The sequence below is a fragment of the Streptomyces sp. NBC_01241 genome (assembly GCF_041435435.1).
Lineage (GTDB): Bacteria > Actinomycetota > Actinomycetes > Streptomycetales > Streptomycetaceae > Streptomyces.
On sequence record NZ_CP108494.1, the window covers coordinates 1,247,614 to 1,260,797 of the forward strand.

The 13,184-nt window shown below is 69.1% G+C and carries 14 protein-coding genes; 12 read left to right on the forward strand and 2 right to left on the reverse strand.

Annotation, left to right across the window (positions count from 1 at the left end):
- Window position 1 precedes the first annotated feature (1 nt).
- Window positions 2-709, forward strand: a complete 708-nt coding sequence (gene bioD, locus OG306_RS05170) for a dethiobiotin synthase (protein WP_266744847.1) — start codon at window positions 2-4, stop codon at window positions 707-709.
- Between the two features lie 61 nt (window positions 710-770).
- On the forward strand, window positions 771-1,448 hold the full coding sequence (locus tag OG306_RS05175) for a class I SAM-dependent methyltransferase (RefSeq protein ID WP_327259450.1): 678 nt from the start codon (window positions 771-773) through the stop codon (window positions 1,446-1,448).
- A 130-nt stretch (window positions 1,449-1,578) separates the two neighbouring features.
- Here OG306_RS05175 and OG306_RS05180 read toward each other — a convergent pair whose 3' ends face one another.
- Together OG306_RS05180 and OG306_RS05185 are read right to left on the reverse strand one after the other, a co-directional pair.
- Entirely contained in the window at window positions 1,579-1,950 is a 372-nt protein-coding gene (locus tag OG306_RS05180) for a fic family toxin-antitoxin system, toxin component (RefSeq protein ID WP_266744849.1), read from the reverse strand.
- On the reverse strand, window positions 1,947-2,174 hold the full coding sequence (locus tag OG306_RS05185) for a hypothetical protein (RefSeq protein ID WP_030921856.1): 228 nt from the start codon (window positions 2,172-2,174) through the stop codon (window positions 1,947-1,949). Before OG306_RS05185 ends, OG306_RS05180 begins: the two co-directional genes overlap by 4 nt.
- Window positions 2,175-2,398: 224 nt before the next feature.
- Between OG306_RS05185 and OG306_RS05190 the strand changes: the two genes are divergently transcribed.
- The 10 genes from OG306_RS05190 (at window position 2,399) to OG306_RS05235 (ending at window position 13,060) form a co-directional block, all read left to right on the forward strand.
- Window positions 2,399-2,845 carry a GNAT family N-acetyltransferase gene (locus tag OG306_RS05190; protein ID WP_266744851.1) on the forward strand — a complete coding sequence of 149 codons (447 nt, stop codon included), beginning with the start codon at window positions 2,399-2,401 and terminating at the stop codon, window positions 2,843-2,845.
- Window positions 2,846-3,022: 177 nt separating this feature from the next.
- Window positions 3,023-4,363: a hemolysin family protein gene (locus OG306_RS05195; RefSeq protein ID WP_266744852.1), complete on the forward strand. Its 1,341-nt coding sequence runs from the start codon at window positions 3,023-3,025 to the stop codon at window positions 4,361-4,363.
- Complete coding sequence (locus tag OG306_RS05200) at window positions 4,360-5,379, forward strand: hemolysin family protein (protein ID WP_266744853.1); 1,020 nt, start codon at window positions 4,360-4,362, stop codon at window positions 5,377-5,379. Before OG306_RS05195 ends, OG306_RS05200 begins: the two co-directional genes overlap by 4 nt.
- A gap of 276 nt (window positions 5,380-5,655) precedes the next feature.
- Window positions 5,656-6,504: an SGNH/GDSL hydrolase family protein gene (locus OG306_RS05205; RefSeq protein WP_266744854.1), complete on the forward strand. Its 849-nt coding sequence runs from the start codon at window positions 5,656-5,658 to the stop codon at window positions 6,502-6,504.
- 1,028 nt (window positions 6,505-7,532) lie between these two features.
- Complete coding sequence (locus OG306_RS05210; RefSeq protein ID WP_371665168.1) at window positions 7,533-9,143, forward strand: sensor histidine kinase; 1,611 nt, start codon at window positions 7,533-7,535, stop codon at window positions 9,141-9,143.
- Between the two features lie 2 nt (window positions 9,144-9,145).
- Entirely contained in the window at window positions 9,146-9,553 is a 408-nt protein-coding gene (locus OG306_RS05215; protein ID WP_266744855.1) for a roadblock/LC7 domain-containing protein, read from the forward strand.
- Window positions 9,550-9,915: a DUF742 domain-containing protein gene (locus OG306_RS05220; protein ID WP_327259449.1), complete on the forward strand. Its 366-nt coding sequence runs from the start codon at window positions 9,550-9,552 to the stop codon at window positions 9,913-9,915. The genes OG306_RS05215 and OG306_RS05220 overlap by 4 nt, the downstream gene beginning before the upstream one ends.
- A complete protein-coding gene (locus OG306_RS05225; RefSeq protein ID WP_327259448.1) occupies window positions 9,893-10,501 on the forward strand; it encodes a GTP-binding protein in 609 nt (202 codons plus the stop codon). Before OG306_RS05220 ends, OG306_RS05225 begins: the two co-directional genes overlap by 23 nt.
- The gene (locus tag OG306_RS05230) at window positions 10,498-11,772 is read left to right on the forward strand and encodes a cytochrome P450 (protein WP_266907255.1); all 1,275 of its coding nucleotides are present in this window, start codon (window positions 10,498-10,500) and stop codon (window positions 11,770-11,772) included. The genes OG306_RS05225 and OG306_RS05230 overlap by 4 nt, the downstream gene beginning before the upstream one ends.
- Window positions 11,773-11,830: 58 nt before the next feature.
- Entirely contained in the window at window positions 11,831-13,060 is a 1,230-nt protein-coding gene (locus OG306_RS05235) for a cytochrome P450 family protein (RefSeq protein WP_266907253.1), read from the forward strand.
- Window positions 13,061-13,184: the final 124 nt, after the last annotated feature.

The window sequence follows — 13,184 nt, forward strand, 5'->3', positions numbered from 1 at the left end:
GATGACGGTTCTGGTAGTGACGGGTACGGGCACGGAGATCGGCAAGACGGTGGTGACCGCGGCCGTGGCGGCGGCCTGCCGGGATCGCCGCGTCGCGGTGCTCAAGCCCGCGCAGACAGGGTTGGCCCCCGGCGAGCCCGGGGATGCCGCCGAAGTCGTACGGCTGGCGGGCGGCCAGGTGACCGCGGTCGAACTGGCCCGGTTCCCCGAGCCGTTGGCCCCGGCCACGGCCGCTCGCAGGGCCGGTCTCCCACCGGTACGGCCGTACGAGATCGCCGAGGCGGTCCAGAAGCTGGCGGCCGAACACGATCTGGTGCTGGTCGAGGGTGCGGGCGGGCTGCTCGTGCGGTTCGACGACGAGGGCGCGACCCTCGCCGACGCGGCCCGGCTGCTGACCGCACCGGTTCTGGTCGTGACGCAGGCGGGACTGGGCACGCTCAATGTCACGGCGCTGACCTCGGAGGCCCTGCGGGCCCGGGGACTGGAGTGCCTCGGCGTGGTGGTGGGCAGCATGCCCGCCGAGCCGGACCTCGCGGCGCGCTGCAATCTGTCGGATCTTCCGGTGGTGGCGGGTGCCCCGCTGCTGGGTGCGGTGCCGGCCGGTGCGGGGGCGCTGGAGCCGGCCGTTTTCCGTGCACGGGCCGGGAGTTGGCTGGCCGCGGAGCTGGGCGGGAACCGGTCGCCGGATGAGCGGCTGAGCCGTGCGTGACGGGGGGAGAATCGAAGTAGCCGTACCTTGCGGGTCGAGTGCCGTGTCGAGGAGGTCCGTCATGCGTCTTCGCAGCACGAAAATCCCGGAGGACGCGGTGCACCACCCCGTCTTCGCCCGGATCTACGCCCGGATGAGCGTGGCGGCGGAGACCGGGGCGGGGCTGGCCGCGGTGCGCTCGGAGCTGTTGGCCGGTCTGTCCGGCCGGATCATCGACATAGGTGCGGGCAACGGCCTGAACTTCGCGCACTACCCGCCCGCGGTATCGGAGGTGGTGGCCATCGAACCCGAGCGCAGCCTGCGGCAGTTGGCGGTGGCGTCGGCACTGCGTGCCGGAATTCCGGTGGATGTGGTGCCGGGCACGGCGGAGGCCCTGCCGGTGAAGAGCGAGGCGTTCGACGGGGCGGTCACCTCGCTGGTGCTGTGCACCGTACGGAATGTGGAGCGATCGCTCACGGAAATCGTGCGGGTGCTGCGGCCCGGCGCCGAGTTGCGCTTCTTCGAGCATGTGCGAGCCGATGACCGGGTGATGGCAGCGACCCAGCGGGCACTGGACCGTACGGTCTGGCCACTGCTGGCGGGCGGGTGTCACACGGCGCGCGACACCCTGGCCGCCATCGAGAGGGCCGGGTTCACGGTGGAGACCTACCGGCGGGTCAGGATGCCGGACTGGGGATTCCGGCTGCCCACGTCCGACTGCGTGCTGGGCGTGGCCCGGCGGCCGGCCGAGCTGGACTGACCCGTCGGCTCGCCGCCACGCAGCCCACCGCGCGCACCGGAAACGTACAGCCCACGCGCGCACCCGCAACGTACAGCCCACGCCCGCACCGCAACCATCCCGCGGGCCGGGGACCTCCGGGCCGCAGACCTCACAGACTCCACTGGCGCAGTTCGTCGGCGATGGCCCGGACGTCCGCCTTGTCCTCCTTCACCAGTCGGGCCAGGTCACGCACCTGCTCGGGCGAGGTGATGACCTTCAGCCCGGAGGCGACGAGATAGCCGTACGCGACGGCCGAGGAGAACATCGCGTTGGAGTGTTCGAGCGCGGGGACATGGAGCAGCAACTGCAGCAGGGCCGCGGCCCTGGAGTGCGGATCGCTGTAGACAGGGCTGCCGAAGATCTCGGCCTCATGGCGGGCCACCGCGGCCACGAGCGCACCCCAGTCGACGACCTGCGGATCGCCGGGGGTCTTGTGCTCGGCCACCATGAGCAGCCAGGAAAGGTCGATCTGGAGATTCAACGCGTGCCTTTGCGCTCCGGGCCGAACTCCTCGGCGAACACCGACTCGTACTGCTTCATGAAGTCGGCCGCGGCTTCGACAAAGGTGTGTCCGACCTCACCCGCATCCTGCTTCACGAGTTCCTCTATGTAGCGGTTCACGCTCATCCCCCTCTGCAGCGCGCGCTGTCGCGCGGCCTCGGCGGTGGCCTCGTCCACTCTCACGTTCAGCTGAGTCTTGGGCACAGCAACACGCTAGCGCGGGCGCGCTAGCACCGGCAAGAGGAGCCGTACGGCGCCCCGTACACCGGTCGTGCGTGAGTGCACCGGTCTCCGCGTCGACCGCACCGGTCACCGTCGACCGCACGGGTCGTACATGACCAGGCGGTCATGCGTGCCGGCCCGGCCGTCCGTGACCACATGGTGGAATTCGTTCGTCGCTCCAGCCGTCCCGGTGATGGGATCCCGGCATGAAAAAACTCGATGGCGACATGCACGACCTCGTCGTACGGGCCGCGACACCGGCCGACCTCGACTCCGTCCTCGCCTTCTGGAAGGTGGCGGCCGAGGGAACCAGCGTCAGTGACAACCGGGACGGGGTCGAGCGGCTGGTCGCCCGTGACCCGCAGGCGCTGATCCTCGCCGAGTCCGACGGCGTACTCGCCGGAACGGTGATCGCCGGGTTCGACGGCTGGCGGTGTCACCTGTACCGGCTCGCCGTCCATCCCGACCGACGGCGCCGAGGTGTCGGCAGCACGCTGCTCGCCGCCGCGGAGGAACGCTTCGTGCGGCTGGGCGGGCGACGTGGCGACGCGATGGTGCTCGACCGCAATGAACTGGCGCAGCACGCCTGGCGCGCCGCGGGCTACGGGCCCGAGCTGCAGTGGAGCCGTTGGGTGAAACCCCTCACGGGCTGAAGGACGATCACCCGAAAAGAGGAGCCTTCTTTGCCGATCCTTTACGATAGGTGGATTCCTGACCGATCCTTCCGAAAGGTGTGAGCGTCCGCCCATGGGCGAGCCCCCCAGTAGTCGACAGTCCCGGCACCGAGCAATCCTCCCGCCCCTGCCCGATCATGGGACGGAGGTGAACCGATGACTGAAGTGCTTCTGCTGCTCGTGGCGGTGCTGCTCTCGCTCGCCTGCGGCGCCTTCGTCGCGGCCGAATTCTCTCTGACCACCGTCGAGCGCGGCCAGCTCGAACGGGCCGTGGAGCGGGGTGAGCGCGGCGCGGTGAGCGCGATGAAGGCCGTCCGCAGCCTCACCTTCCAGCTGTCCGGCGCACAGCTCGGCATCACCGTCACCAATCTGGTGGTCGGCATGCTCTCCGAATCGTCCATCGCGAAGCTGATTCGCGGTCCGGTGGAGGCCGTGGGCCTGTCCCCGAGCGTGGCGTCCTCCGTCGCCCTCGTCCTGGGAACCGCCCTGTCCACGGTGTTCCTGATGGTCGTCGGCGAACTCGTCCCGAAGAACTGGGCCATCTCCTCGCCGCTCGCCGTGGCGAAGGCCGTGGCGACCCCGCAACGGGCCTTCACCGCCGTGTTCCGGCCGTTCATCAGCCACCTCAACAACACCGCGAACCGGATCCTGCGCCGCCTCGGCCTGGAGCCCACCGAGGAGCTGGCCTCCGCGCGCAGCCCGCAGGAGCTGGTGGCGCTGGCCCGGCACTCGGCGAAGGCAGGCGCGCTGGAGGCGGACACCGCGGAGCTGTTCGTCCGCACGCTCAACCTCGCGGAGCTGACGGCGGAGAACGTCATGACGCCGCGGGTGCAGGTCACCGCGCTGGAGGTGCAGGCGACCGCAGAGGATGTCGCGAACGCCACCCGGGCGACCGGCCTGTCCCGCTTCCCCGTCTACCGCGGCAGCCTCGACACCGTCGTCGGTGTGGCGCACATCAAGGACGTGCTGGCCGTCCCGGCCGAGCAGCGGCCCCGGACCCGCGTCTCGGAGATGCTGCGCGAACCCCTGCTCGTGCCGGAGACCCTCACCGTGGACCGGCTCCTGGACCGGCTGTCCGGCAAGCTCGCCATGGCCGTCGTCATCGACGAGTACGGCGGCACGGCCGGCGTCGTGACTCTGGAGGACATCGTCGAGGAGGTGGTCGGCGAGGTGCGCGACGAACACGACCCGCACGAGACACCGGACCTGGCACCGGCCGGCGAGGACGCCGACGGTCGGACCCTGTGGTCGGCCGACGGCGCCGCGCGCATCGACCAGCTGAAGAGGATCGGACTGCGGGTGCCGGACGGACCGTACGAGACGCTCGCCGGACTCGTGGCCACCGAGGTCGGCCGCATACCCGCTGTGGGTGATTCGTTCGAGCTGGCCGGCTGGCGGGTCGATGTGGTGGACGCCTCCGGGCGCCGTGCCGCGCGGGCCCTGCTGCATGCGCCGCTGCCCGGCGACTGCGACGAGCGGACGGAGGACGCACGATGATCGCCGTCCAGCTCTTCATCGGGGCGATGACCCTGGTCGTGAACGCCTTCTTCGTCGGCGCGGAGTTCGCGCTGATCTCCGTACGCCGCAGCCAGGTCGAGCCCGAGGCCGAGGCCGGGAACCGGCGGGCGCGCAGCGTCATCTGGGGCCTCGAACACGTATCGGCGCTCCTCGCGGCGGCGCAGCTGGGCATCACCCTCTGCACACTGGTCCTCGGCATCGTCGCCGAACCGGCCATCGCGCATCTGCTGGAGCCCGCCTTCGACGCGGTGGGTATACCGCACGGACTGATCCACCCGATCTCATTCGTGATCGCCCTGTCCCTGGCGACGTACCTGCACATGCTGCTCGGCGAAATGGTGCCGAAGAACATCGCCCTGGCCGAGCCGGTACGGGCCGCGCTGCTGCTGGGTCCGCCGCTGGTGACTCTCGCCAGGGCGCTGCGTCCGGTGATCTTCGCGATCAACGCCTTCGCCAACGCGCTGCTGAAACTCCTGCGCGTCGAAACGAAGGACGAGGTGTCCGCCACGTTCTCCGACGACGAACTGGCCCGGCTGGTGAAGGACGCCGGCGACGCGGGGCTGGTCGACGACCGCGCGGCCGAACGGCTGCACCACGCTCTTGAGCTCGGCCGGCGCCCCGTGCGGGACGTGGTGCTGCCGGTGGAGCGGGTGGTGTACGCCCGGATCGGAACGACGCCGGAACAGTTGGAGCAACTCTCGTACGAGACCGGTTTCTCGCGCTTTCCGGTGATGGACAGCGAGGAGCGGATCCTGGGCTACCTCCATGTGAAGGACGCCTTGGACGCCACACCGCGCGATGTGCCGTTCCCGGTCACGGCGATGCGGCCGATCGCCCGGGTGCGGGCCGCCACGCCGCTCGACGACGTACTGACCGCGCTGCGGCGCAGCCGTACGCACCTGGCGGTGGCGCTCGACGAGGACGGTCGACTGGCCGGGCTGGTCACGATGGAGGACGTGCTACGGGAACTGGTGGGCCGGCCGCAGGCAGGCTGACCGGTGAACGGGGGCGGTGGGCGCGGCCGGGCAGGGCTCAGCGAGGGCCCGGGGCGCGCCCCACCTGCGGAAGGACCACCGCTCACGGGAGGGGCCGCCGGTCGTGGGAAGGCCGTCACTCCGGGACCGTCAACGGCCAACGCCGGGTTTGTTCCTGCGACCGCCCCCGAGCGGCTGAGGACGCAGCCGCTCAGGGGGGCGGCCGACGGCCACGCTTCGTGCCCGGCCGACGTCGCCCGGAAGCGTTCGTGGGCACCGCGATACGATCGCACCGCCATGGAAATGAATGCCTCCTGCACCAGTCTTGTCGCGGTCGGCGACTCGTTCACCGAGGGCATGTCGGACCTGCTGCCCGACGGCTCGTACCGGGGCTGGGCCGATGTTCTCGCCGGACGGCTCGCGGTCCGTACGCCAGGATTCCGCTACGCGAATCTCGCCGTACGAGGCAAGCTGATCGGCCAGATCGTCGACGAGCAGGTCGATGCGGCGGCTGCCCTGCGGGCGGATGTCGTCACGCTCGTCGGCGGACTCAACGACACGTTGCGGCCCAAGTGCGACATGGGCATGGTCCGCGGACGGCTCGAAGAGGCCGTGGAACGTCTCGCGCCCTCGTGCAAAAAGCTTGTGCTCATGCGCAGCCCCGGTCGCAACGGCCCGGTGATGGAACGCTTCCGGCCGCGGATGGAGGAGCTGTTCTCCCTGGTCGACGAGTTGGCCCTCCGCCACGGTGCGTTGGTCGTCGATCTGTACGGGGCACCGGCCCTGGGCGATCCCCGGCTGTGGGACGTCGACCGGCTCCATCTGACGGCCGACGGACACCACAGGGTCGCGGAGGCGGTCTGGCAGACGCTGGGGCTGCCGCCCGAGAGCGACTGGCGCACGCCGCTCCCCACCTCCGTGCCCCCCGGATGGGCGATACGACGCGTCGAAGACCTCCGTTTCGCCCGCCGGCACCTGATGCCGTGGATCGGCCGTCGGCTGACCGGCCGCTCGTCCGGGGACGGACGGACAGGCGCGCAGTACAACGCGGAGCTGGGGGCGGCATTCTGGGTCACCCCCGAGGATGTCCACAACCCCGGCCCCGTGGTGACCTGGCGCCAGGTGGACGCGCCTCCACTCTCGTAGCAACCCACAATCCGGACCGCAGCGCCGGCCTGTACAAACCGCCAGCAGAATCTGGACACCGTGTTCCACACGCGAACGGACAGACACAGGTCAAGGCAGGTCAAGGGCGCTTTCAGCAGATCAACCACTGATCATCTCTCACGGATTCCCACTGCCGGTCGGCTCGGCCCCGTGAAAAGCGTCCCACGCGGCCGCGGCCGTCCGCAGGTCTTCGACTTCCACGTGGACGGACCCGGCCTCTGTGAAGGCCACGGCACCGGACCGTGCCGGCCCGGCTGATCGTGGCCTGTCGCCGGATCGTCCCCCTGCCCGCCTGGTCGAGGACCTGTGGACGGAGCCCCCGCTCGGAGCTGTGGGCGCCGTGCAAACCTTTGTCGGCGCACTGCGTCGCGCCCTGGAACCGGACCGGCCACCCCGGGCCCCGCCCGCCTGCTGGTCGAGAACGACGACCAAGGCGTGCCGCACACCGCGCGGGTCGGGCACCGCGGCCAGCCGCTTCAGCAGGCCAGGAACCTCGCCGGTCCCGGCCTTGGGCTGCTCGCGCGGTTGGTCCGGGGCGGACGGGATCGGCGATGACTCGTCGGCACGCACGGTCTTCCATCGAGGCCACGGGGCGTCGAGAACTCCATGATCTCGGAAGCCTGTGCCTGCTCCTGCTCCCGGGGGCAAACGCACCCGACGCTTCGTCATGAACCGGATGCCTGGTACCCATGCCGAAGTCCTGATTACCGCTCTGCAGGGCGTGAGCTGTGGCGCAGCGCGCCCAAGTGGGAAGGAAGCCGGGGCTGTTCACGCTCGGAGAGCACTTCCGCTTAAGCGGATTGGAGATACGATCTTCAGACAACCTCTGGTGCAGGAGTGGTTCCTCCCGTGAAGACGACGACGAACCGGGGCGATGCCGACAGGTCGCCCCGGGTTCGCGGACTCCTGTGCTGCCGCCCGCCCGGTCCTCCCCCACCGCACGTCGCTTGATGTTCGACGCCTGGCTTCCACCAGACATCGACTTATTGCCGAATCAAAGGTCTTCCATGGCTCGTTCCCCCGCGTCCACTGTCAAACCCCGTAGGAGCATTGGCCTTTGGAAGCCGTCTCTCGTACTCACACTCCTTGTCTTCTCAGGAGCCGTGGTGCCGATCGCAGGCGTCGGCATGACCGCGACCGTGGCATACGTTGTGGCCTTTCTGCTGGTCTTCGCCTGCCTCGTCCACCTGTGCAGGCAGCACCGGGCGAGCGTGGCCGAAGCCATCCGCCTGGGTGCCGAGATACGTGAGCGTGAGGCGGAGGCCGCACGCCGTGATGCCGACTGGCACGCACATGTGCGTAAGCAGTTTGAAGCAGCGCTCCAGGAGGCGGAGTTCCTCCTGGAGGAGCGGCTACCTGCCGCTCTCGGCAGGAGCGGGATTCCCGCATCACGGGACAGTTCGGAGCCACTCGTTCGGGAGCTCTCCAAGCGCTTCGACCGGCTGCTCACGGATGTGTCCGATGCGATCGACAACCGCGAGGAGTCGCAGCGCATCGCGTTGGTCGAGCTGGCGAGCAGGGTCCAGACCTCGGCACACCGGATTCAGGCGACGGTCACGGGTGTGGCGGAGCGTCACCCGGGCGACGCAGACTTGCTCGAGGCCACCATGCATGTGGACCACGCGGCGACTCAGCAGGCGCGACACGCCCAGAGTCTCAAGGTTTTGTGCGGGGAGTGGCCCGGCCAGCAGTGGCAGAAGCCGCTGGCGCTGGTCGATGTGGTGCGGGCCGCCTCGGGCCGGATCGTCTCGTTCAAGCGTGTCGAGGTGACTGGTGACCCGGATGTCGGCATCACCGCATCGGTGGTCGAACCACTGATCCATCTCATCGCGGAGCTGCTCGCCAACGCGACCGAGTACTCACCGCCGAGGACCGGCGTGCCCGTCACGGTGCGGACCGTGCAGCGTGGTGCGGTCATCGAGGTGGATGATGGCGGCCTCGGCCTGGACGAGCACCGGCTGGCCGAAGCACGTGACATCGTCTCCGGCCGCCGCCTTCTCGGCGTCGGTGATGTCGGCGAGATCCCGCAGACCGGCTTCGCGGTCGTCGGCCGCTTCGCCCACCGGCACGGTCTCAGCGTCGATCTGGGTCCGTCGCCGTACGGAGGTGTCCGCGCGGTGATCCTCGTGCCGCTGGAGCTCCTGAAGACCCTCGCGCCCGCCGGAGCGCCCGGCGGGCGGGTGCATGCCTCGCCGCCGCCGGCTCCGCCGTCACCATCACCGGCCGTGCCCTCCGCCGACGTCACCCCGGCCGCCCCCGACCGCACCGTTCCTGCACAGGCCCCGGCTCCGGCGGCTGAACCCGCCCCGTCGCCCGAGCCGCCCCGGGAAGCGGACCGGTCCGGTTCGCTCCCGCCTGCCACCGATGGTCCGGCCGCACGTCAACGCCGGTTGCCCCAGCGCAGGTCTCGACGTGACGGATACGTCCCCGCGGTGGAGGAGGCGCCGACCGCTGTCACTCCGCCGGGTTCACCGGAGAACGCCGGCGACTGGATGGAGCAGTTCTTCGAAGGCGGCCGGACCACGCCCCCCGCCTCCGGCTCCGCTCCCGGTCACGACCCGCACGACCCCCCGCACGACTCCTCCGCCACCCCCGATTCCTCGGAAGGACAGATGTGAGCATGAATTACGTGGAGAACCCGGAGCAGCGTGGCTGGATGATCTCCGAAGTCGCCGCAGTGCCCGGCGTACGGCTGGCGATCGTCTTCAGTTCCGACGGTCTGCTGTTGGCCAACTCGGAGGGCATGGACCGCGACTCCGCCGACCGGTTGTCGGCGAGCTGCGCGGGTCTTCAGTCCCTCGGCCGCGGTCTCGGACGGGAGTACGGCGAGGACGGCGGCGCCGTGCACCAGCAGATGGTGGAGTTCAATGGCGGATTCCTGTTTATGCGCAGTGCCGACGGAGCACATCTGGCCGTCGTGACGGGCCCCGTGATCGACCCGAAGCTCGTCGCCCGGCAGATGCAGGCGCAGGTGATGAAGATCGGGGCGAGCAATCTCAGCAGCCCGCCGCGCCAGGGCTCCGCGTGAGCGGGCCGGGAGAGGGGTTCTCGGACGGTGCGTTACGCCCGTACGTGATCACGAAGGGGCGCTCCCGGCCAACCCGTAACACGATCGGCGTCGAGACGCTCCTCGTGGCGGTGGCTCCCCCACGGGCCCTCCCTGTCTCCGCGACCAGGGAAGAGATCACCCTCGTGCGCATGTGCGCGCAGTTGCTGTCCCTCGTGGAGGCCGCCGCTCATCTCGGACTGCCGGTCAGTCTGGTGAAGGTGCTGGCATCCGACCTCGTCGACAGCGGGCATCTGTCCGCACGCTCCGGTGTTCCACGGGCCGCCCCGCCCGATAAGCAACTGCTACAGGAGGTACTGGATGGTCTCCGTCGGTTCCGCTGACCGCTACCTGCCCGACACGGTGCAGCAGGCCGTCAAGATCCTCGTCGTGGGCGCGTTCGGCGTAGGCAAGACCACGCTCGTCGGATCCGTCAGCGAGATCGAACCGCTGCGCACCGAAGAGGTGATGACGGCAGCGAGCGTGGGGGTCGACGAACTGGCCGGCCTGAGCGACAAGACGACCACCACCGTCGCCATGGACTTCGGCCGTGTCACGCTCAGCTCGCGACTGGTCCTCTATCTGTTCGGTACACCTGGCCAACAACGGTTCTGGGATCTGTGGGAAGGGCTGGCCGAGGGCGCCCTCGGTGTGCTCGCACTGATCGATACCCGCAGGCTGGAGGAGAGCTTCGACGTACTGGAGCAATTGGAGATCCGCGGGCTCCCGTTCGCGGTCGCGATCAATCAGTTCCCGGACAGCGAGCGCTACACCGACGAGGAACTGCGCGGTGCGCTCGATCTGCTGCCCGAGACACCCATAATGACCTGCGACGCGCGCGACCGCGCCTCATCGGTCGATTCCCTGATCAGGTTGGTGGAACACGTATCGGGCATCCATGCGGCGCGCACCCTGGAAACAGCCTCATGAGCACTCTGCCGCCGCCGGGGTGCCCGTCGCACGCAGGGCACGGCACCGGACTGCTTCCGCTGTCCGCAGTCGTCGGCTCGTCCGACCCGCATGCGGTCTACCGCAGGCTCCGCAAGGAGTGGGGCAGCGTCGCGAAGGTCGAGCTGGAGCCGGGCGTGCCTGCCTGGCTGGTGATGGGCTACCAGGAACTGCTGGTCATCACCCGGCAGGAGCAGCTCTATTCCCGCGATGCCCGTAACTGGCGTGACCTGAACGAGGGGGTCGTCTCGCCGCATTCGGGACTCCTCCCGATGATGGGATGGCGTGCCAACGTCATCGGAGCCGACGGCCCCGAACACCGGCGGCTGCGCAAGCCTCTCGACGACGGGATCGCGCGGATAGACCAGCGCAGGGTGCGTCGTGAGGTGGAGGCGTTGTGCACGGATCTGATCGCGTCGTTCTCCGAGCGTGGCAGCGCTGATCTGGTCAACGAATACGCCACGATCGTGCCGATGCTGTCGCTCGCTTCGTTGTTCGGCCTCGACAGCGAAGAGGGCCGGGAACTGCTCGACGCGCTCATCGCACTGTTCGGCAGTGCGGGGGACTCCCAGGCCGGAAACCGCGACTTCGAGCAGATCCTCCTCGATACGGTGCGCGAGCGGCGGAGCAATCCGACCGACGACATGACGACGGTCTTCATCAACCACCCGAATCTACGCAACGAAGCGGAGCGCCTGCAGTCCATCGTCGTGATGATCTCCGCAGGAAACGAGACGGTCACCGCCTGGATCTCGCACACGCTCCGGCTTATGCTCACCGATCCGCGTTTCGCCGCCCGCCTGCACGGCGGGAGGCTCGGAGTGGATGACGCGCTCGACGAGGCGCTGTGGCGCGATCCCCCCATGAACAACATGCCCGCCCGGTACGCGCTTCACGACACCGAGCTGGGAGGCCGGCACATCCGGCGCGGCGACTGCCTCATCCTCGGGCACGCAGCCGCCAACGACGATCCCGAGGTCCGGCCGGACGGTGCGGACGAACGCTGGGGAAACCGCTCGCATCTGGCCTTTTCGGCCGGCCCGCATGTGTGTCCCGCACAGGTGCCCGCTCGGCTGATCACTCGTACCGCGGTGCAGACCGCTCTGCATCTGCTGCCGGACATGAGACTCGGCATTCCGGCGGACGAGGTGGCCTGGCGTCCCTCTCCCTGGACGAGGGTGCCGGTCGCACTGCCCGCGGAGTTCTCCGCGGCCCGTATACCGGCCCGTATCCCTACCACGACGGGTCGATGAACCCGCGTATCCGACAGGACCGGCGCACGGCGGGTCCTGAGATTAGGAGCAGTTCGGCATGACGCCACATATACCTGTCATCGCTCTGGATCCTCATGGGACGGACCATCACGGCGAGGCGGCCAAGCTCCGTGAACTCGGCCCCGTGGTGCGAGTCCAGCTGCCCGGCGACGTGATGGCCTGGTCCGTGACGGATCACGCCCTGCTGAATGAGATGATCGCCGACCCCCGCTTCAGCAAGGACTGGCGCAACTGGAACGCCATCATCCGAGGCGAGATTTCGGACGGCTGGCCCCTCATCGGCATGGTGAAAGTCACCAACATGGTGACCTCGGACGGCCAGGAACACCGCCGCCTGCGCAAACTCGTCACCCAGACCTTCACACCGCGCCGCGTCCAGGAACTGCGTCCCCGCATCCAGCAGATCGTGGATGACCTGCTGGATGACCTGCCTTCGCATGCCGCCGCCGACGGCAGTGTCGACCTCCGCCGTCATTTCGCGCACCCTGTGCCCATGCAGGTCATCTGCGACCTGTTCGGTGTTCCGGCCGACGAGCGTCCCCGCCTGCAGGAGCTGATGGACAACATCTTCCGCTCCGATCTGCTGCCCGAGGATGTCAGCGCCAGCCAGATCGAGCAGTACGAACTGCTGGCGCGGGTGGTCGAAAGCCGCAGGCGTGAGCCGGGAAGCGACCTCACCAGCGCGTTGATCGCGGCCCGTGCCGCGGACCCCGACGCGCTCAGCGAGGAGGAGCTGGTCGGCACTCTGCTGCTCATGCTGTCAGCAGGGCAGGAGACCACCCTGAGCCTGATCACCAATGCGGTGCGCGCGCTGCTGACCCATCCCGACCAGCGGGAGATTGCCGTACGGGGCGACGCGGACACCTGGGCGAACGTGGTGGAGGAGACGCTGCGCTGGGACGCCCCGATTGGGAACTTCCCCTTCCGCTATCCCCTTGAGGACGTCGAGATCGCCGGGGTGCGCATCCCGAAGGGGGAGGCGATCATGGCTCCGTTCAGCGCTGTGGGGCGTGACACGGCCCAGCACGGTGAGGATGCCGACCGGTTCGACATCACCCGGAAACAGCGCAAGCACCTGGCCTTCAGTAACGGCCCGCACTTCTGCCTCGGCGCGCCGCTGGCGCGGCTGGAGGCCGCGTTGGCCTTGCCCGCAGTGTTCGAGCGGTACCCGGATCTCGCGATGGCAGTCGATCCGGACGCCCTCATCGCGGTGCCGTCCCTCTTCTCGAACAGTTCCTCGACTCTGCCCGTTCAGCTCGGTATCTGACCCTGTGTGCGAGGCCCGGCGGAGCATGCCTTGACGCCGTTGGTCAATTCGGGCCTGGTTGCTTCGCCCCTCGCTATGCGACGGGGCGAAGTGCTGTAAGGGGGTGATTCGGTGCGGGCGTGGG

Excerpts from the sequence above, each read along its gene's own strand:
- bioD (WP_266744847.1), top strand. The coding sequence starts at position 2 with ATGACGGTTCTGGTAGTGACGGGTACGGGCACGGAGATCGGCAAGACG.
- OG306_RS05175 (WP_327259450.1), top strand. The coding sequence starts at position 771 with ATGCGTCTTCGCAGCACGAAAATCCCGGAGGACGCGGTGCACCACCCC.
- OG306_RS05190 (WP_266744851.1), top strand. The coding sequence starts at position 2,399 with ATGAAAAAACTCGATGGCGACATGCACGACCTCGTCGTACGGGCCGCG.
- OG306_RS05195 (WP_266744852.1), top strand. The coding sequence starts at position 3,023 with ATGACTGAAGTGCTTCTGCTGCTCGTGGCGGTGCTGCTCTCGCTCGCC.
- OG306_RS05200 (WP_266744853.1), top strand. The coding sequence starts at position 4,360 with ATGATCGCCGTCCAGCTCTTCATCGGGGCGATGACCCTGGTCGTGAAC.
- OG306_RS05205 (WP_266744854.1), top strand. The coding sequence starts at position 5,656 with ATGGAAATGAATGCCTCCTGCACCAGTCTTGTCGCGGTCGGCGACTCG.
- OG306_RS05210 (WP_371665168.1), top strand. The coding sequence starts at position 7,533 with ATGGCTCGTTCCCCCGCGTCCACTGTCAAACCCCGTAGGAGCATTGGC.
- OG306_RS05215 (WP_266744855.1), top strand. The coding sequence starts at position 9,146 with ATGAATTACGTGGAGAACCCGGAGCAGCGTGGCTGGATGATCTCCGAA.
- OG306_RS05225 (WP_327259448.1), top strand. The coding sequence starts at position 9,893 with ATGGTCTCCGTCGGTTCCGCTGACCGCTACCTGCCCGACACGGTGCAG.
- OG306_RS05230 (WP_266907255.1), top strand. The coding sequence starts at position 10,498 with ATGAGCACTCTGCCGCCGCCGGGGTGCCCGTCGCACGCAGGGCACGGC.
- OG306_RS05235 (WP_266907253.1), top strand. The coding sequence starts at position 11,831 with ATGACGCCACATATACCTGTCATCGCTCTGGATCCTCATGGGACGGAC.